This is a genomic window from Peribacillus sp. NPDC101480, assembly GCF_050277335.1.
Classification (GTDB): Bacteria; Bacillota; Bacilli; order Bacillales; family DSM-1321; genus Peribacillus.
Map to the genome: position 1 here is coordinate 57,858 of NZ_JBNNSB010000007.1, position 19,020 is coordinate 76,877.

20 protein-coding genes are annotated in these 19,020 nt (G+C 40.1%); 12 read left to right on the forward strand and 8 right to left on the reverse strand.

The features are described 5' to 3' along the window. Positions 1-11 precede the first annotated feature (11 nt). The 3 genes from ACQKMF_RS21125 to ACQKMF_RS21135 all read left to right on the forward strand — a co-directional run bounded on the left by ACQKMF_RS21125 (position 12) and on the right by ACQKMF_RS21135 (position 4,640). Positions 12-1,730 (forward strand): adenine deaminase C-terminal domain-containing protein, encoded by a 1,719-nt coding sequence (locus ACQKMF_RS21125; protein ID WP_402940762.1) that lies wholly within the window; start codon positions 12-14, stop codon positions 1,728-1,730. 198 nt (positions 1,731-1,928) lie between these two features. Continuing rightward, on the forward strand, positions 1,929-2,081 hold the full coding sequence (locus ACQKMF_RS21130) for a hypothetical protein (protein WP_153246156.1): 153 nt from the start codon (positions 1,929-1,931) through the stop codon (positions 2,079-2,081). A 654-nt stretch (positions 2,082-2,735) separates the two neighbouring features. Further along, positions 2,736-4,640, forward strand: a complete 1,905-nt coding sequence (locus ACQKMF_RS21135) for an endonuclease MutS2 (RefSeq protein ID WP_427574812.1) — start codon at positions 2,736-2,738, stop codon at positions 4,638-4,640. 164 nt (positions 4,641-4,804) lie between these two features. Here ACQKMF_RS21135 and ACQKMF_RS21140 read toward each other — a convergent pair whose 3' ends face one another. Beyond that, positions 4,805-4,948, reverse strand: a complete 144-nt coding sequence (locus ACQKMF_RS21140; RefSeq protein WP_133350491.1) for a YrzO family protein — start codon at positions 4,946-4,948, stop codon at positions 4,805-4,807. A 33-nt stretch (positions 4,949-4,981) separates the two neighbouring features. Further along, a complete protein-coding gene (locus tag ACQKMF_RS21145; RefSeq protein WP_427574814.1) occupies positions 4,982-5,941 on the reverse strand; it encodes a DMT family transporter in 960 nt (319 codons plus the stop codon). A 137-nt stretch (positions 5,942-6,078) separates the two neighbouring features. Between ACQKMF_RS21145 and ACQKMF_RS21150 the strand changes: the two genes are divergently transcribed. The 5 genes from ACQKMF_RS21150 to ACQKMF_RS21170 all read left to right on the forward strand — a co-directional run bounded on the left by ACQKMF_RS21150 (position 6,079) and on the right by ACQKMF_RS21170 (position 10,262). Then, positions 6,079-6,975 (forward strand): LysR family transcriptional regulator, encoded by an 897-nt coding sequence (locus tag ACQKMF_RS21150; RefSeq protein ID WP_402940772.1) that lies wholly within the window; start codon positions 6,079-6,081, stop codon positions 6,973-6,975. A gap of 417 nt (positions 6,976-7,392) precedes the next feature. Further along, positions 7,393-7,569, forward strand: a complete 177-nt coding sequence (locus tag ACQKMF_RS21155; RefSeq protein ID WP_402940775.1) for a hypothetical protein — start codon at positions 7,393-7,395, stop codon at positions 7,567-7,569. Positions 7,570-7,886: 317 nt separating this feature from the next. After that, complete coding sequence (locus ACQKMF_RS21160; RefSeq protein WP_402940778.1) at positions 7,887-8,591, forward strand: hypothetical protein; 705 nt, start codon at positions 7,887-7,889, stop codon at positions 8,589-8,591. A 272-nt stretch (positions 8,592-8,863) separates the two neighbouring features. Then, positions 8,864-9,718 carry an RNA polymerase sigma-70 factor gene (locus tag ACQKMF_RS21165; RefSeq protein ID WP_427574817.1) on the forward strand — a complete coding sequence of 285 codons (855 nt, stop codon included), beginning with the start codon at positions 8,864-8,866 and terminating at the stop codon, positions 9,716-9,718. A gap of 82 nt (positions 9,719-9,800) precedes the next feature. Then, positions 9,801-10,262 carry a carboxymuconolactone decarboxylase family protein gene (locus tag ACQKMF_RS21170; RefSeq protein WP_264895571.1) on the forward strand — a complete coding sequence of 154 codons (462 nt, stop codon included), beginning with the start codon at positions 9,801-9,803 and terminating at the stop codon, positions 10,260-10,262. A 64-nt stretch (positions 10,263-10,326) separates the two neighbouring features. Here ACQKMF_RS21170 and ACQKMF_RS21175 read toward each other — a convergent pair whose 3' ends face one another. The 4 genes from ACQKMF_RS21175 to ACQKMF_RS21190 all read right to left on the reverse strand — a co-directional run bounded on the left by ACQKMF_RS21175 (position 10,327) and on the right by ACQKMF_RS21190 (position 12,195). After that, the gene (locus ACQKMF_RS21175; protein ID WP_402940784.1) at positions 10,327-10,554 is read right to left on the reverse strand and encodes a hypothetical protein; all 228 of its coding nucleotides are present in this window, start codon (positions 10,552-10,554) and stop codon (positions 10,327-10,329) included. Further along, positions 10,554-10,874 carry a YbjQ family protein gene (locus ACQKMF_RS21180; RefSeq protein ID WP_402940787.1) on the reverse strand — a complete coding sequence of 107 codons (321 nt, stop codon included), beginning with the start codon at positions 10,872-10,874 and terminating at the stop codon, positions 10,554-10,556. Before ACQKMF_RS21180 ends, ACQKMF_RS21175 begins: the two co-directional genes overlap by 1 nt. Before the next feature lie 449 nt (positions 10,875-11,323). Next, positions 11,324-11,488, reverse strand: a complete 165-nt coding sequence (locus ACQKMF_RS21185) for a hypothetical protein (protein ID WP_427574820.1) — start codon at positions 11,486-11,488, stop codon at positions 11,324-11,326. 17 nt (positions 11,489-11,505) lie between these two features. After that, positions 11,506-12,195 carry a response regulator transcription factor gene (locus ACQKMF_RS21190; RefSeq protein WP_402940790.1) on the reverse strand — a complete coding sequence of 230 codons (690 nt, stop codon included), beginning with the start codon at positions 12,193-12,195 and terminating at the stop codon, positions 11,506-11,508. Positions 12,196-12,454: 259 nt separating this feature from the next. Here ACQKMF_RS21190 and ACQKMF_RS21195 point away from each other — a divergent pair, with 259 nt between their 5' ends. From ACQKMF_RS21195 to ACQKMF_RS21210, 4 genes are all read left to right on the forward strand, one after another. Then, positions 12,455-14,239, forward strand: coding sequence for a LytS/YhcK type 5TM receptor domain-containing protein (locus ACQKMF_RS21195; RefSeq protein WP_402940793.1), 1,785 nt, complete (start codon positions 12,455-12,457; stop codon positions 14,237-14,239). Beyond that, entirely contained in the window at positions 14,236-14,982 is a 747-nt protein-coding gene (locus ACQKMF_RS21200) for a LytR/AlgR family response regulator transcription factor (protein ID WP_402940796.1), read from the forward strand. Before ACQKMF_RS21195 ends, ACQKMF_RS21200 begins: the two co-directional genes overlap by 4 nt. A 141-nt stretch (positions 14,983-15,123) precedes the next feature. Then, positions 15,124-16,917: a carbon starvation protein CstA gene (gene cstA, locus ACQKMF_RS21205; protein WP_402940799.1), complete on the forward strand. Its 1,794-nt coding sequence runs from the start codon at positions 15,124-15,126 to the stop codon at positions 16,915-16,917. Between the two features lie 164 nt (positions 16,918-17,081). After that, positions 17,082-17,237, forward strand: a complete 156-nt coding sequence (locus ACQKMF_RS21210) for a DUF1540 domain-containing protein (protein WP_065310844.1) — start codon at positions 17,082-17,084, stop codon at positions 17,235-17,237. A 436-nt stretch (positions 17,238-17,673) separates the two neighbouring features. Here ACQKMF_RS21210 and ACQKMF_RS21215 read toward each other — a convergent pair whose 3' ends face one another. Both ACQKMF_RS21215 and ACQKMF_RS21220 read right to left on the reverse strand, forming a co-directional pair. Further along, a complete protein-coding gene (locus tag ACQKMF_RS21215) occupies positions 17,674-18,315 on the reverse strand; it encodes an O-methyltransferase (RefSeq protein WP_427574823.1) in 642 nt (213 codons plus the stop codon). Beyond that, a complete protein-coding gene (locus ACQKMF_RS21220) occupies positions 18,302-18,637 on the reverse strand; it encodes a hypothetical protein (RefSeq protein WP_402940806.1) in 336 nt (111 codons plus the stop codon). The genes ACQKMF_RS21215 and ACQKMF_RS21220 overlap by 14 nt, the downstream gene beginning before the upstream one ends. Positions 18,638-19,020 lie beyond the last annotated feature (383 nt).

The window sequence follows — 19,020 nt, forward strand, 5'->3', positions numbered from 1 at the left end:
GAGGGTAAGTTATGCGAATGGATATGCTTGTAAGGGATATCAACGTGTTTAACAGCTATTTTAAAAGATTCATTAAAGGGAATGCAGCCATCAAGGATGGAAAGTTCTATTATATTGGAGAACGTGAATTGGATGCCTTCGAGCCGGATACAATCGTCGATGGACAGGGGAAGTATATGGTTCCAGGTCTGATCGATATCCATCTCCACATTGAAAGTACGATGGTGACGCCTGCGACTTTTTCCTACGGGTTAATCAAAAACGGTGTGACGACGATCGTGCCGGAACCGCATGAAATGGCCAATGTTTTCGGCATTTCCGGTGTGAAGGAAATGATCAAAGCAAGTCAAGATTGCGTAGCGGATATGTTTTATGCCATCCCGAGTTCCGTTCCAGCCACATCGATGGAAACAACAGGCGGTTCGATCGAAATAGATGATATTGACGAATTGATGCAAACAGAGGACATTATATGTCTCGGCGAGATCATGAATTACTATGAGGTCATAACCGACCCGGATTGCAAAACGAATAAGATCTTGTCCCATATCCGTTCCCGTTATCCAGATTTGATCATAGAGGGTCACGTTCCAAAGCTGCTCGACTTGGACTTGCAAAAGATTATAAATGCCGGAGTGAATTCAGATCATACACACCAGACTGTGGAAGGGATGGATGCGAGGATCGCTGCCGGGATGTTCATTGAGATTCAAGAGAAATCAATGACTGAAGAAGTGATAGATTACTTGAAGGAAAATCAGGTGGATGAACATTTCTGCTTTGTCACCGATGATGTCATGACCGATTCTTTCCAAAACAGAGGACATCTGAACGTCCTTTTAAAGAAAGCCGTTCAAATGGGGATGACTCCGGAAAAAGCCATTTATGCATGCACCTATACACCTGCACAGCGGATGCGGATGTATGACCGCGGCGCCATTGCACCTGGAAAAACAGCAGATTTCCTGCTGCTATCGGATTTGGAAACATTTGAAATTGAACAAGTATACAAAAAAGGTGAGCTAGTTTATGAATCTTCACGGCCATATGTCCAAGAAGTGAAGGAAGAACAATTTCCTGAGCATTTCTATCAAAGTGTGAAGCTTGCGGAACTTACCGAAAACGATTTTAACATCACGATCCCGGATAGGCTTGAAAGCAGCAAGTGCCGGATCATAAACGTGCAGAACGGTTCTACTTTCACATCTGAAACCAATGATCATTTAGATGGGAAGAATGGTCAATTAAGCTGGGAGGAAAGCCCTTATGGTTTAATCGCCACATTCGAACGATACGGGAAAAACGGTAATCGGGCACACGGGTTGATTACCGGCGATGTATTGAAGCGTGGAGCTGTCGCAACAACCTATTCGCATGATAACCATAATCTTTTGGTGATTGGCCATAACAAGCAGGATATGATGATTGCCGCTAACGAAGTAATAAGGAAGCAAGGCGGTGTCTGCTGCGTCCACGATGGCAAGGTCCTATCGATGATTCCTCTGCCGGTAGGAGGGATTCTTTCCGAAGAGCCGATGGACATCGTATCAAAGCAAGTTCAGCACCTGACAGATGCACTTAAATCGTTAGGCTACGAACATTATAATGTCATTATGTCATTAAGCACCTTATCGCTTCCTGTCAGCCCGGCTCTGAAAATAACCGACCATGGATTGATCAACGTGAACGAAGGGAAAACAGTCCCTCTCATAATGAGTGATGAAGCTTAAACCGAAAAGGGGATTATCCAATGGATAATCCCCTTTTATTAATGACTTACCTGGCGTCAAATGTTAGCTGGACTTGTTTATTTTCATATAATTACCATTAAGGTAAAAATATGATAAAATAGAGGAACAACTGAGGATAGAGTGGTAGGTCACGCTTTGCTTTTCCATCTAATGATAGATTGGAAAGGAGGTGACCGCTTGATTCATTTCTTATTGAACTTGATTACAGATATGGGTAAAGAGATATTTGTTGCTGTAGCAACCAGTCTTATCCTGTCTATGTTCGCCAAGAAACGGAAAAAGAACCACTCATCCTCCCAAGATGGCAATGGTTCTTCTTCTGACGATTAATTAAGTTAGTTGTGACCAGCCACTCTTGCTAGTTGTCAGCCTCATGTTAGCGCATGAGGCTGTTTTTAGTTTATGTCAATATAAGGATAACATACCCCGATTTTAAAGTAAATATTCAGACAATGAAAAGGGGAGAACCATGGGCTTGGCTGCATTGTTTTCTTGAATCTTTTAATAAAAATTTGGAAAATGGCAAAAAACGAATTGACTCTTTCTTACTGATATGGTATGTTAATTCCAATCTAAGAAAAGGTGTGGTGTTTTATGTCGGGAGTAGGTATCAACTAATTTAGTTGAATAAGGTATTTAATCACTGATATGTCAGTGGATTACGTATGCCTTTTTTCACAGTGTAATTCTGCATTGTGAATACCTACCTTAAGACTGCTTCCTTTTCCATAAATCGTGTAACATGCAGGTGTTACGGCGAAAAGCATGGTGGGATTTGTCCTATCATGCTTTTTTGTGTACGCAGGTCTATTCGAGCTGCCCTATTTGTTATCGATTTTAGGCACTTATCCATGGATAAGGCCGATGCCCGCAGGAGCTTTCTACTCAAATGGCTTGTTCATTTGTAAAGGTAGGGGGGACCATTGCGGGCATTTTTTGGATTCGGGAATTTTAATCACTCACTCATTCAAGGAGGATCATTAGATGAATACAATGACTTATGAAAAATTACAATATATCCAACTCAAGGAAATGGTTAAAAATCATTGCGTAAGTGGTTTAGGGAAAGCGTTATTGGATCAGCTTAAGCCGAGCAGCACCTTGAAGGTCGTTAAAAATCGTTTGAACGAGACCACGGAGGCAAGGAACTTACTGAATGCGGAAAGCCATATTCCCTTAAAAGGCATTTCTCATATTGGCCTCCATATCGACAAACTGGAAAAAGGAATGATTTTGGAGCCGTCAGAGTTAGTGGCGATAGCAGACTTCTTAAGAGGCTGCAGGAATATCAAGAAATTCATGACCGATAAAGAGTTCTTTGCACCGACACTGCATTCCTATGCCCGCTCCATGACTGAATTCAGGAGCATCGAAGAAGAAATCCAATTCACCATAAAGGGAAATTCTGTCGTTTCCGAAGCAAGCAAGGACCTGAAACGGATTAGGAACCAAATCATCAAGACAGAAGGTAAAATAGAGGAACGGCTGAATAAGTTCTTGAAGAGCGGAGCCAATAAAGAGTTCATTCAGGAATTTTTCATCAGTAAAAAGGATGATCGCTACACCATCCCGATCAAAGCCTCCTATAAAAATCAAGTGGCCGGAACGATCGTGGAAGTATCCGCAAAAGGGGCTACCGTGTTCATTGAACCTGCCTCTGTTACGAAATTGAATGCAGAATTGGCAAGCTTAAAAGCGGAAGAATCGATGGAAGAGTATCAGCTTTTGGCCACATTATCCGGAACGGTTTTCGAACAGCTGAAACCAATCAAGATAAACATCGAGTTAATCAGTCAATATGACATGATCTTCGCAAAAGCCAAGTTCAGTAAAAGCATGGATGCCATCGAACCGAAAATCAATGATCACGGGTATATTAAATTAACGGGCTGTAAACATCCACTATTGCCGCAAGACAGCGTACCTTTGGATTTTGAAATCGGTAAGGACTATCGCAGCTTGATTATTACAGGCCCTAATGCCGGGGGGAAAACTGTCGTGCTGAAAACGATCGGCATCCTTACATTGGCTGTCATGTCAGGACTGCATGTTGCCGGGAAAGAGGGGACGGAGCTTGCCGTCTTTGACCAGGTATTCGTCGATATCGGTGATAATCAAAGCATGGAAAATGCACTGAGCACGTTTTCATCGCATATGAAAAACATCTCGGAAATCATGGGGGCTATAACCAATAACTCCTTGCTGCTGTTCGATGAAATCGGGAGCGGAACGGAACCGAATGAAGGAGCCGCATTGGCGATTGCCATCCTTGAGGAATTTTATCAAAGGGGGTGCATAACCGTTGCGACGACCCATTATGGTGAAATCAAGCGCTATTCGGAAATACACGGTGATTTCATGAATGCGGCCATGCAATTCAACAGTGAAACACTTGAGCCAAAATATAAGCTGTTGATCGGTCAATCCGGGGAAAGCAATGCCCTTTGGATAGCCAAAAAAATGAATGTCCGTGAAAAAGTTCTGCAAAAGGCAAAGCTCTATATCGAAAATAAAGACTACGACTTGGAGCATGTCCAGGAAAGTAAAATCAAAAAAGCGAAGCCAGCGGACGTTCCTAAAGAATCATCTTATGAATATGAAGTCGGCGACAAAGTGAAGGTAAGCGAACTGAATGGGCACGCGATCGTTTATAAGAAAAAGGACTCCTACAATAATGTCGTCGTACTTTTCGAAGATACCTTCAAGGAGGTTCATGCCAATAAGCTCGAGCTTGAAATAAAGGCCGTCGATTTATACCCTGAAGGCTATGATCTCGATTCTTTATTTGTCAGCTACAAAGAAAGGAAATTGAACCATGACTTAGAGCGGGGATCGAAAAAGGCGCTAAAGAACGTAGCAGCGGATATCCGGAAGAAGCTTGGTGAATAGTACGATCATCAAAAATGCAAAAAAGGCTGCAGGCAAAAAGAGCTCTATCCAAATTTGTGCAAGCAAAAAAACTGTAGACAAACTCGATTTTCATCGAGTTTGACTACAGTCTGAAGCCTCTCTAAATGAGAGGCTTTTTTACATTGTATTGCCAAAAGTCTATTTTATTGAATTCTTTTCCTTCTTTCATTATACAGATTGATCAATTCTGCATTTTGCTCATTCATCTTTTTCACATTCTTATTAATCGTTGCCAATTCCCAAAGTACAGCCAATCCAAAGATTAGCATAAGCGTTAATAAATCCATTGTTGCCCTCCTATTGATGTTGTGTACCTTTAATTAAATGATTCTTTTCAATTGGATCATTTCCTTAACCCGGGAAGGCAAGTTCTTTCTTTGAAAATAATTGTTTTGAATCAAAGCATATATCACTAAAAAAGTTCCGAGTAATTCGTAGGATGATAGTGATCCTCCTTGGATGAAAACGATGGCCAACGTGGTGATTGGAACTAAATTGATAAATAGGATTCCATTGATCGGCGTTAAAAGTTTAATGCCTAAATTCCAGCTTAAAAGAGCTATGGCACCAGGGGAAATAATCATGAAAATCATCTCGCCATAAATGGATTGCATAACCTCTGCCGTAGGGACGGACAGGCCCATTGCCGTTGCGAGGAATGTTATGATGGCTGATACGGCTGTTCCTAAAATGCACGTTAAAGTTGAATAGCGAAGTGTTGACCATCCGTTGAATTGGTTGCCGCCCATCGTATAAATAACCCACCCTATAACCCCGATAAGAATGAAAAGGATAGGGATGATACTATCTTTCAATAAAAATACGAATGATAAGCTGCCATTGGTAATGACAAGAATGGCCCCTATCAAGGCAAGGAACATGCTGGCGATGGTATACTTCATGGGTCTGGCATTTTTGAAAACCCACAGAATTAAAATTGAAATCATGGGCATTAATGATTCCATGATGGAGGCAACAATCACCCCGTTATGTCCCAGTAAGTCTTGACCTGCGAAAATGAGAAAATTGTATACAGTGAACGCCATCGTCCCAAAAAACAATAATTTCTTTCCTTGCCCTTCCAGGCTAAAAGACTTCTTACCCTCTTTAATTAAAAGCAATATCCCTAAAATGACGCTAACAGCTAAATATCGCAAAAAAGCGAAATAAAAAGGATCAATATACATTAAGGCCCTTTCTGCAACTGGAAACATCGCTCCCCAAGAAATGCTGGCAGTCAGACATAAAAGTGCACCGATTAAAACTTGATTTTTTTTCATAAAAGCTTCCCCTCAAAAATAATGATTGATTTAATTCCTATACACACCTTATGATAAAGTCATTATCATGTAAAATGACTTAAAATGAATATAATCATCATTATTAATGATAGTTGAAAAGGGGGGGGGGCACTTTTATGGAAATGCGGGATTTGCAAATATTCCAGTGCGTCGCTAAATATGGCAGCGTAAGTAAGGCGGCCGTTGAGTTGAATTACGTCCAATCCAATGTAACGGCGAGGATTAAGCATTTAGAGCAGGAGTTACGGACGCCTTTATTCAACAGGCATAAACGTGGCATGTCTCTAACTGCGGAGGCCAGAAAAATGCTGGAGTATGTAAACAAAATTTTGCTTGATGTGGAAGAACTCAAGCAAGTATTTCTGGATAGTGAAACACCTACAGGGATATTGAATATCGGTACAGTTGAAACGGTCAGCGATCTTCCCAAGATTCTAGCCTCCTATCATAAACAGTATCCAAATGTCGATTTATCCATAAAGGCGGGGTTAACAGAAGACTTAATCAAAGATGTCATTGAACACAGGCTGGATGGCGCTTTTGTTACAGGACCGATCAAACATCCGCTCATTCAGCCATACGATGTATGTACAGAAAAACTTGTATTAGTTACAAGAAATGAAACATTTAACCTTGAAGAAATCATAACAGAACCATTTTTAGTATTCAGTCAGGGGTGTGGCTATCGCTCTAAACTGGAACAATGGCTGAGGGAAGAAGAAGTGATGCCCAAAAGGATTATGGAGTTCAATGTATTGGAAACGATCTTAACCAGCGTAACACTCGGCCTTGGCATTACCCTCGTACCACATTCGGCGGTAAATCACCTAACAGCCAATGAAAAAGTCCACGTGCATCCAATTCCGGAAGAATACCGCAATATCTCGACAGTTTTCATTCACCGTAAAGATGCTTATATGACAAACTCGATGAAAAGCTTCTTGCAAACGATTGAAGCTCATCATGAAAACCTATTTAAGCAAAACCCTGGACCTACTCCTGAGCTGATATGAAGGAGGAGCAGCAAATCGCTTTACATAGAATGATAGGGGATCGCTGAAACAATTATTTTAGGCTGCGAAACTATTCATAAAAAGTAAAACATGGGGATACAGGGACAGCGATATAGCATAGTATGGTATTTATTATTGCTTCGGTTTCCTTATGCTTGTCGTTTATTAATCATGTTACTTCTAGAAAGTATTTAGCATTAACCAAAGGTGGACCAAACGTTAACTTGGAAAAGCATTTGTGAATTATTTAGACAAAAGCCAACGATTTCGTTGGCTTTTTGTCTGTACAATCATTTCAATTATCATACATTCAAATAACCTACTTAAACTAAACTGGTAGTTTAACTATAGAAAAATTGTATTACTTTTCATAAATTGGGAAAAAATATAAATAATAACAAGAAGGAGGGAACAGAGATGGAAGTAAATATGAGTGTTGAAGAAGTCGTGAATCAAATTTCTGACTTAGTAGAAAAAGAAGGGAAGCTACCTCGAAAGAAAGAGGTAAAGAAGTCAGATCCGGAGTTAATGAAGAATGCATTGTATTATTTTCCTAGTTGGGATACTGCAGTAGAACATAGCATTGGATCTTAACCATAAACGATACATAAACATTTATTTTTCAAATTAGTAGAAGTTATGAAGGCCGCCAATTGGCGGCCTTTTGAACGTGGATTTTTTACATTATCATACATTCAAGCACTCCCTATTCAAACTATCTATTGAATAGTTTACTTAAATAAAGATATAGACGCATCAAAGTGAATCGATCTCATATTTTCTTTTCGGAACGAGTGGAGTATCGATCTTTTTTAGTCGATAAATTCTGATATTTCAATGAAGCATAGTGTAACTTTTTTCCATATGGGACCGTATAATAATTTGTTAAAACACAAGAAAAGAGGGTTCCAATGAAAAAGATATTGTTGATTTTGGCAGCCGTTTTTTTGGTAACAGGACTTAGTGCTTGTAAAGGAGTCCAGGAGGGAAATAAGGAATCTCCGCCAATTTCAGAAAAGCCAAATGATAATCCTAAGCAAACCGACGGGCAAGATGAAGATTCTTCAGGTGAATCGGGTGAAAATCCGACAAAAGATCTGCCAAATACGAAAACGGATACGATCATATTAGAAGGTATGGAAGAACCATTCCAATTCACGCTTCATCATAGTCAGGCATTGGGATTCTCAACCTACATCGTGGATGACATGGTCGTTGAAGAGGCTAGTTCTGGTGAAGGAGATACAATGATTGTTTTTGCAAACTTTGCAGGCAAGAGAAATGAGGACGCCAAAGTTCAGATATTTTCCAAAAGTGAGGGTACGAATGCGACAATAGAAGAACAGGCGGAGTTTGCGAGGGAAGTTGTGATAAGCAACGACTTTGAGATAAAACAGCGATCTGATAATTCGCCTAACCGATTTGATTGGTCTGAGGTGGAATTTGACATTAGTCAGAAGGGCAGTAATTATTCCATATTGGGTACAGTGTCGGTTTTTCAACATGGCGACCGCGTTTACTATGCAATCGTTCAATACCCGGAAGAATATGAAGAAGGCTTCATACCGCGGGTTGTAAAAATGTTTGATGATATCGTATGGTATGAAGCACCTTGATAAATGAGTTTCCAAAAATGGGTACACCATTTGACAGATGATGGTCATATATTTGTCTAAAAAGTGGGCATAAAAAGGAATCCTGTTGAACGGTAGGTAGCTAGTTTGTCTACAGTCTGAGAGCAGCTCTTTTGCTGCTCTTTTTTGTATGATAGGATTGTCTGCTTTATTCAGATTAAGAAGGATAAATGATTGGGTTAGAGAATAATTAGTGATAGGATTTCGAAAACGAATTTGATAGAAAATAGGTGAAGCAAGTGGAGTTGGATACATTGTATAAGACATATCGACCGTTTCTTTTTTCCATCGCATACCGGATGCTCGGATCGGTTACAGATGCAGAAGATATCGTTCATGATTTATTCCTGCAGCTTAAGCTTGATACCGACGAAATTAAGGACATGAAAGCATATCTTGCGAAAATGACGACAAACCGCTGTCTGAATTTTTTAAAATCAGCCCGTAAGAGAAGAGAGGTTTACACAGGTCCTTGGCTGCCAGAACCTCGGGTAAACGAAACAAATCAGCCTCTAGATAAGGTCGTAACGGATGAAACGGTTGCATATGCCTTCCTCGTTTTGCTGGAACAGCTTTCACCTGTTGAAAGAGCGGTTTTCGTGCTTAGGGAAGCATTCACTTACAGCTATGAAGATATCGCCGAGATGCTCGAAAAGAATGAAGTGAACTGCAGAAAGATCTACAGCCGGGCTAAGCGGAAATTACAGAATGATAGGCCTGTCCATCCGGAGGATACGAAACATGTCGATCTTTTGGCAAAAAAATTCATAAAAGCATCTGCGACAGGAAACTTTGAGGAGTTTTTGGATCTTCTTACAGAAGATGTTGTCCTTGTTACTGACGGCGGAGGAAGAGTGCTTTCTGCATTAAATCCAATTGTAACCAAACAGCGCGTATCCTCCTTTCTTAAAGGCGTTTCTGCTAAAGGTGGTTTCATAGGAGAACTTCTTCCGGTTATGGTCAATGGTCAGGAAGGAATTTTGCAAATGAAAGAAGGAAAGCCTACCAAAGTCATCTGCTTTGAATTAGATCCAAAACAAAAAAATATCCGCAAAATCTTCATTGTCACCAATCCCGATAAATTAAATCATATTCCTGTGATAGATTGAGGGCTCTCTTTTTTTGATGTCACAAATCAAACCTCTATTTTGTCTTATAGTGGAACCTAAAAAGATAATGGAGGAGATAGACATGGAACAACGGATTAACTACATGAAGACAAATCGTGAAGTGGTCAAATTAATGATGGGTTTGGAGGAGTACAAGAAAACAACGGAAATCGATAGCACATTAATCGAATTGATTAAAATTCGCGCCTCTCAAATCAATGGCTGTGCGTACTGCTTGGATATGCATACAAAGGATGCCCGGGCGATGGGTGAAACGGAACAAAGAATTTACTGTTTGAGTGCTTGGCGTGAAACACCATTCTATTCTGATTCGGAAAGGGCAGCGTTGGAATTGACGGAAGCGGTCACGGTCATTTCTGCAAACGGTGTACCTGATGAACTGTATGAGAGGGTCCGCCTTCATTTTGATGAAAAACAATATATCGATCTCGTTACCATAATTATCACGATCAATGGCTGGAACCGATTGGCCATTTCAGCCCAAAACATACCAGGGCACTATAAGCCTGTAATGGAAAAATAATGTCGTTATCAAAACCCCTTGTATGGTTACAAGGGGTTTTAATTGTAAAAACGTGGCTTTTTAATTATTTTTCTTTTTTATAAAAGCGTTCACCCGTATCAGGATTATAATACACCCTTGTTTTTTCTCCAGTCACGGGGTCTATATTTATTTCATCTGTCGATTTAAATCCATCAGGAACTTTTACACCGTGATTGCGTTTAAACCGTTTATCATAGATAAAGTATCCAAGTAAAATGCATAAGATAACTATAATAATTTGTAATATATAGTACCCTATGATGAATTTCATTATATTTTCTCCACAATGACGGCGGTTCCATATGCAACAATTTCGCTCATATTTTTACCGATTTCCCCAGAATCATATCTCATCATTATAATTGCGTTTGCACCCATTTCATTGGCATTTTTTATCATACGGTCCATAGCTTCTTTTCTTGAATCTTCAAGCATCGCTGTATATTGCTTGATTTCTCCGCCTACCAGGGATTTTAACCCTGCCATGATATCGCCGCCAATCCCTCTACTTCTTACAATTAGACCGAAGGCAGGCCCTTTTACCTCTACAATTTTGTACCCTTCAATTTTTTCTGTGGTAACTACCAACACATTAATCGCCTCCGACTTATTACTTTATTATGAAATTTTCCTGAACTGAAAGCATAAACAAATGATCCAAGTTCGCATGAAGTTTAAACATTCCCTTTAGTTCCTTTTTTATCAAGCGCAATAATCATTCCTTTAAATTTTACCATAATATAAGCTTTATCCCCCTTAACAATAGATAACATATTTCGGGTAAGCATAAAAAATCCCATTTCGCAGAAAAGAAATGGGATTAAATTTATTGGTGTTTTTACTGCTGATTTTTGATTGTTATATATGTGTGTAGATTTATGATGCTCATGATACTACTGTGAATGCCCATATAAGCTCTTATATGGGCTAGCTCTATAATATTAGTGTTTTGTAGGATTACATCAAGTAGTAAATAGTATCAACTTATAGGTAAATAATGAAGGTCTCTCAAGAGTTTAGACTTAAAAGGCCTTCATAATTTATTTTTCTTTTTTTTGAATTTGAGCGATTAAGATAAGTAATATACCTAAAATAAACAACGAGATAAATATATTGAAAGATTTTACATATCCTACTGGGAATAGTGCAGCACCAATTAATGATATAACCCCTAGTGTATAAAAAGTTCTGACTCTACTAATCATAACTCCTCCTATAAGTACTAAAAATAGCGGTTATTTATCTTTATTTCATTAAGAATTTCATACAATTTATTTTCATAGTGTAAGCTGATTAATTGTGATCTGGATGTAACATCTAGTTCTTCAAACATTTTATTTACATAGTTACGAACTGTAGAAACACTTATATTCAGATTATCAGCTATTTCTTTATCTTTGAGACCTTGAGTTATATTTTTTATTATTCGCAATTCAACTTCATGTTGTTGTTCCCTGGTGATTAAAGATGATGTATCTGTTTTTATTATCTCTTCTATTAATAATTTCTCACGATACACATGTAACTCGTAGGAGATTTGATTAGCGAGCATTTCAGAAATCATTTCGAAATTTCCATTATCATCCTTTGTGATTATACCAACATACCCTTGCAATTCCTTATTTTTAATTTCATGGATCGGGGAAGATAAAACACTAAAATACTTCCCGGAGATTTGATTTTTAGTTTTTACAGTAGTATTTTGCAATGAACTTAAAACAAATGCATTATTTTCAACAGATTCTTTTATAACCAAATTACATATATCTTTATGTTCAAAATTACTCTTAGAGTATAAAATATTTAGCTCTTTATCAAAGATAAATATAGTAGTTTCAAAATTAAACTTGAAATTCTTAATACTATTCAATACTTTTTTACTGATATAAATGATTTGATTTTTCAATTCCATATTCATACCTCATACTTGTTCCTAAAATGAAATACCTGTTTACTCTCCTCGCTTCACAATAAACTATTTTACCTTGTGATGGGTTCCAAAAATGATGATTGCTATTTCAGAAATGATACGGCACGTCGGGTTTGGATTTTATTCAATTGCTAACTTATTTACACAGAGTATTGATGAAATTCTAAAAATAATGCTTATACACCCATCTCCTAAACCTAAAACAAAATTCGACAAGGATTTCATGGCTGGTGTAAGATGAATGAAAAAGCCAGAAATGGGGGTGAATGCTTTGGTTGATTTATTACCGTCGCTGTTTGAAAAAGTGGGGATCATCGTGATTGCTGCCTTCCTGCTTTCTTATATGAAACCGTTTCGGCAAATGATAGGCCATGAACATGAAATGTCGAAGAAAATCATGTTTATCGCACTTTTTGGAACATTCGGCATCATAAGTAACTATACAGGAATCGAAATCGGAACTCATGCCATGCCGGATGGTGATTGGCATGCTGAGATTGCTCCCGATAACGCGATTGCTAACACAAGAATTATGGGCGTGGCTATCGGCGGTCTGCTGGGAGGACCCTTTGTTGGGTTGGGAGTAGGTTTGATTGCGGGGCTTCACCGTTATTTTCTCGGAGGCTTTACGGCGGGGGCTTGTGCGATCGCTGCAATTTTGGCTGGGGTTTTATCGGGTCTTTTGGGGAAAAGGCGCCGAAAGCATGGGATGATTACCCCTTGGTTTGCCCTGCCCATTTGCATGGCATTGGAAGCGATCCAAATGGGCATCATCCTGGTGACTACCAAACCATTTGAAAAGGCGTGGGAGCTCGTACAAGTAATCGGGATTCCCATGATCATCATCAATGGGTTCGGGACTTTACTATTCATGCTCATCATTCAGTCGATCACAAGGGACGAAGCACGGACTCGGGCCGTACAAACCAATCTTGCGTTCCTGATTGCGGATCAGACTTTGCCCTTTTTCCGGCAAGGTCTGAATCAAACTTCATGCAAGAGAATAGCCCAAATCATCTTGGGGCTGACTGAAGCCGATGCCGTGGCCATTACCAATGATCATAGCGTACTTGCCCATGTTGGCTCTGCGTCTGATCACCATGTCCCTAAGGTGGGAATAGCGACAGGCTTAACGAAAAAAGCCCTTGAACAAGGGAAAATAATCGTGGCCAAAACAAAAAAGGACATTTATTGTTTTCATGATCAATGCCCATTGCAAGCGGCCGTAGTCCTGCCGTTGCAGGTCCAACAGAAAACGGTCGGGACTTTGAAGATGTATTTCAAGCATCCGGATAAATTAGGCCAAGTGGAACAAGAGTTAGCTGAAGGATTGGCCAAACTATTTTCCACTCAATTGGAACTCGCTAAAGCGGAAATGCAAACGAAATTATTGAAAGATGCTGAAATTAAGGCATTGCAAGCACAGGTCCATCCGCATTTTTTATTCAATGCAATCAATACGATATCTGTTCTATGCAGGACGGATGTCGAGAAGGCAAGAAGTTTATTGCAGGAGCTCAGTGCTTTCTTTCGCTCTAATTTACAAGGAGCCCGACAAATCCTGGTGCCGCTAGAAAAGGAATTAGAGCATGTTAATGCTTATTTATCACTGGAGCAGGCGCGTTTTCCAAATAAATTTCATATCGACTATCGCATTGAGCCAAGGCTGAATGAAGTTCTTATCCCTCCATTCACGTTGCAGCCACTTGTTGAGAATGCGGTACACCACGCATTTCCACATGTGAAAAGCAAAGGTCAAATCATCCTTCACGCATACTTTAAAGACGATGCGATGCGCATTGTTGTGGAAGATAACGGAAAAGGGATTTCAAGCGGGAGAATAGATGAATTGGGTAAGCATGCTGTAGAATCGGCTAAGGGTACAGGAACGGCCCTTCATAATATCAGTGAACGGCTGGAAGGGATCTATAAAGGACAGGCCAGCCTCTCGATAGAAAGTGAGACGGGACACGGAACAAAAGTGAAAATATCAATACCACTCGAAAGGAGCATATGGCAACGATGATGAAAGCATTTATCGTAGAGGATGAACCACTGGCAAGAGATGAATTGAAATATCTATTGAAGAGAAGCAGGCAAGTTGAAGTCGTGGGTGAGGCTGAGGGGATAGAAGATGCCATAAGGGATATATCCCGACTTAAACCTGAACTTGTCTTTTTGGACATTGAGCTTGCAGATGGAAATGGCTTGCATTTGGCTAAGCAATTGGCGGAACTTGACCCCGCACCATCGCTTATTTTTGCGACCGCTTATGATGAGTTTGCCCTCCAAGCCTTCGAGTTATATGCATTTGATTATCTATTAAAGCCATTTAATGAAAAAAGGATTCGGCAAACATTGGATAAGCTCATGAAGCAGCGTCAAATCGGGAAAGACGAATCCAGGACATCAGCTTCCGCCAGCCGAACCGCGGTGGAACAGACAGGTAAATTGGCTGTAGTGATAGATGATCGGATCGTTTTGATCGACCGGGATCATATTTTGTTCATAGGACTCATGGAAGGAAAGACGATCATTAAAACAGAGGAAAATGAATATAAAATCGGTGACCCTCTCATCGTGCTTGAAAAGAAGCTCGATAAGCGCTCATTTTTACGGGTGCATCGTGGTTTTATCGTGAATGTCATCCATATTTCTGAAATACAGCCTTGGTTCAACTCGACTTATAATCTCATTATGAGTGATGGATCAAACATCCCGGTAAGCCGGACGTATGTGAAGGAGCTAAAGCAGCTCATCGGTTTTTAAAAATTTTCATAATTCTGCATTTTATCTTCTTGATAATGCAATCTATCCCTCGATATCTGCATTATAACTTGAAAACCCATTGAATTCGCTTTCATTGTGATATCATTTTTTTACGATGTAAGTAATAGAGGGGGTTCAAATATGAATGCGGTTACAATTGTCATAGGCTCCATTTGTATATTAATGATTGCCTACCGTTTATACGGGACATTCATAGCACTCAAAGTATTAAAACTTGATGATTCCAAGCCGACTCCGGCCCATAAATTAGAAGATGGAAAAGATTATGTTCCAACAAATAAATGGGTGGCATTCGGCCACCATTTTGCAGCCATTGCTGCGGCTGGTCCTTTGGTGGGTCCGATCCTTGCAGCACAATTCGGCTATTTGCCAAGTTTATTATGGCTTTTGATCGGGGCTGTAATCGGGGGGGCCGTTCATGATGCCGTCGTGCTCTTCGCGTCGATGCGTAAAGACGGCAAATCCCTTTCGGAAGTTGCGAAAGAGGAACTTGGACCTGTAGCAGGATTCTGTACAGGACTAGCGATGCTTTTTATCATTACGATCACGATGGCAGGACTTTCAATGGTCGTGCTGCATGCTTTGGAAAATAATCCATGGGGGACGTTTGCTGTCGGGATCACCATTCCGATTGCCATGGGTGTAGGGCTTTACCATAAAAAAACCGGCAACCTGAAAGGGGCGACCATCGTCGGGTTCGCGCTCATCATGGCCGGAATTTTACTTGGTCCGAACATTCAAGGAACGGCACTTGGTGAATTATTGACACTTGAAGCGAGTACACTTGCCATCATTTTGCCGATCTATGCTTTCTTTGCTGCCGCATTGCCTGTTTGGCTGCTGCTGGCACCACGTGATTACTTGAGTACATTTATGAAAATCGGTGTATTTGCCGCATTGATTATCGGTGTTTTCGTCGTGAATCCAGAAATCCAGTTTCCTGCGTTTACCGAATTCATTAATGGCGGGGGCCCGATCGTAGCCGGTCCAGTTTGGCCTTTCATTTCAATAACCATCGCCTGTGGGGCGATTTCAGGATTCCATGCATTTGTCGGATCAGGCACAACTCCAAAAATGTTAAACCGTTGGAGTGATATCAAATCCGTTGGTTTCGGAGCGATGCTTGTCGAATGTGTCGTCGCCATCATGGCATTGATTGCTGCGGTTTCGCTGCAGCCAGGAGATTATTTTGCGATTAACTCCACACCTGAAGTATTTCAAACATTAGGCATGGAAACCGTACACCTTGACGAGCTCAGTGAAGAAATCGGCATTAATCTGGAGGGACGGACAGGCGGGGCAGTTACACTTGCTGTCGGCATGACCTATATTTTTACCGAAATACCCTTCTTTGACAAACTGGCTTCATTTTTCTTCCAATTCGTCATCATGTTCGAGGCGGTGTTCATATTAACCGCAATCGATTCAGGGACACGTGTTGCCCGGTACTTGATCCAGGACTTCTTCGGGGAGTTCTATAAACCATTAAAACGAGTCGACTGGCTGCCAGGGAACATCTTCGCCAGCGCGTTAGCCTGCTTTATCTGGGGATACCTGCTTTACTCTGGGGACATCGGTTCGATCTGGGCACTCTTTGGCGTATCCAACCAGCTCATGGCTTCGATTGGACTCATCATCGGTGCGACCGTCGTATTGAAAATCGCAGACAAACGCTGGTATATCTGGACATGCCTAGTACCCCTTGCCTACTTATATGTAACGGTTAATGTAGCAGGGTACTGGATGGTGAAAAACGTATACCTGAACCCGGACTCTGCAGGATTCAGCATCTTGAACGGAGTATTATCGATCACCATGTTAATCCTGGGCTTGATCATTCTGGTTGCCGCCTTGAAAAAATGGCGGGAGCTTTGGAAAATACCTCAAGCAGAACTATTGAAAAGATCAGCATGAGCATAAAAAAATCCGGGCGGAAGCTGCCCGGATTTTTGTTCGCTGCGAATGTTAAAAAATGCCCTTAATTCCGTTTTCCTTAAAATTAGACACAAAAACCTGAAAAAGGAAAGTATCAATAACCCCAACTTTGTTAATGATAGCAAATGAGGAGGTGTAATAAGATGGCAAAAGATGTTCTATGTGAAGTGAATAATTGTAAATATTGGGATTCTGGAAACAAATGCAGTGCTGATGCTATTTATGTTGTAAGCCATAAAGGGAATCAAGCATCAAATAGCAAAGAAACGGATTGCAAAACATTTGATCCAGAAATTTAAATCATCGGGGGTAACCATCAACTGGTTACCCTTCTTTCATATTTATTATTGATAATAAAAATCATTTTCATTCAAGATTATAGAAATTCATATTATTTTTTCTTCATGGAATGGATATTTGGGCGATATATTTGAGAGTTTGATCGATAAAATCGTGAAATTGATCGATAAAATCGAAAGTTTGGTCGATATATACTTGAGATTGAGCGATATATCGAGAATTTGATTGATATATACGTGAATTTGAACGAAATACTCAAGAATTCGCACTATACTCGTGAGTTTGGGCAGTTTACTCGTGAGTTTGGGCAGTTTACTCGTGAATTTGAGCAGTTTACTCGTGAATTTGAGCAGTTTACTCGTGAGTTTGAGCAGTTTACTCGTGAGTTTGGGCAGTTTACTCGTGAATTAAGAAGTTTTACTCGTGAGTTTGCACTTACCTGAGAATTACTTTTGAAATAGTCAGCCCATCACCGATTGGAATTAGCATGGATTCCAATTGAGGGTGATTGGCCACCTTTTCATTGAATGCCTTCATAAATGCAGTGTAATGTTTAGGTTCAGCATCCGGATCTGCGACACTGCCCCTCGCAAGTACGTTATCCATGACGATTAAAGCACCCGGTTCTGCCAGTTTAATGCAATATTGCAGGTAATTTTCATAATTGTCCTTGTCAGCATCTATAAAGAAAAAATCAAATTTCCTGTTATCACGCTCAAGTTGTTCAAGGCTTTGCAGAGCTGCTCCGGTCATATATGATACTTGGTCGCCAAAGCCAGCTTTGGATAGATTGCGATAAGCTAACTTTGCGTATTCCTCCTTTAATTCAAGAGAGGTTAATTTTCCTTCGCTGCCGAATCCCCTGGCAAGGCAGATTCCGCTATACCCCCCAAGAGCGCCTATTTCCAATACATTTTTAGCTCCTGAAATGGATATAAGCATAGTAAGAAGTTTTCCGGATGAGGGGGATACCGATATGGACGGCATTCCGTTTTCTTGTATGGACGAAATGACTTCTTCCAAAAGGGCATCTCCGGTATAAAACACTGAGTCGATATAACTGTTAATTTGTTTCATTCATTTCCATTCCTTTCTCATTGGAAGTTTCCTTTTCTTCACTTTTCTTATTGGCTGCTTCATTTTCTTGTATTTCAAATAATTGAATGAACTCGTTGATTAACATATCAATTGCTTTCAATTCACCGACTAAGATTTGATTGATGGATTGAAACTCTGGTTTATCTAACTGTTCCATAATGGTTGAACGTTTAAGATTCATCATCTCTAAAAAAGCAATTGCCCTTCCGCGGCGAAACGTTTTGGGGCCACGATGGTGTGAACCATGGTCTTTATGCCTGCCACCGTGATGTCCATCTTTTTTGAATTTTTCATCTCTCATGTTATAACCTCTTTCTATGTATACATATGTATACACTTTCTCTTTTTATAATGTATACATTTGTATACAAAATGTCAACTGATAATCGAGTAGAATAATCAAAATGCAGTAATAAAAAGTTCGTCTAAATTGTTATTTAGAGAGGAAAAAAAAGACTTACATTCAAAGAATTTTTTTGCAAACAGACCGGTTTGTATTAACCAAGGGCAATTGGGATAGCGGTCATGGTTTCCCCATTCTCTGCGAAGCAAAATGGCTACTTGACTGATGTGGCAAATGATTTACCGGCAGCTGCCGCCTCAGGTTCAACACTTGTATTAAAATTTGTTTGATTTTCGCCATCGTGAATGTGGTGCTTCATTGTTCATGAAAAAACCGAAGTA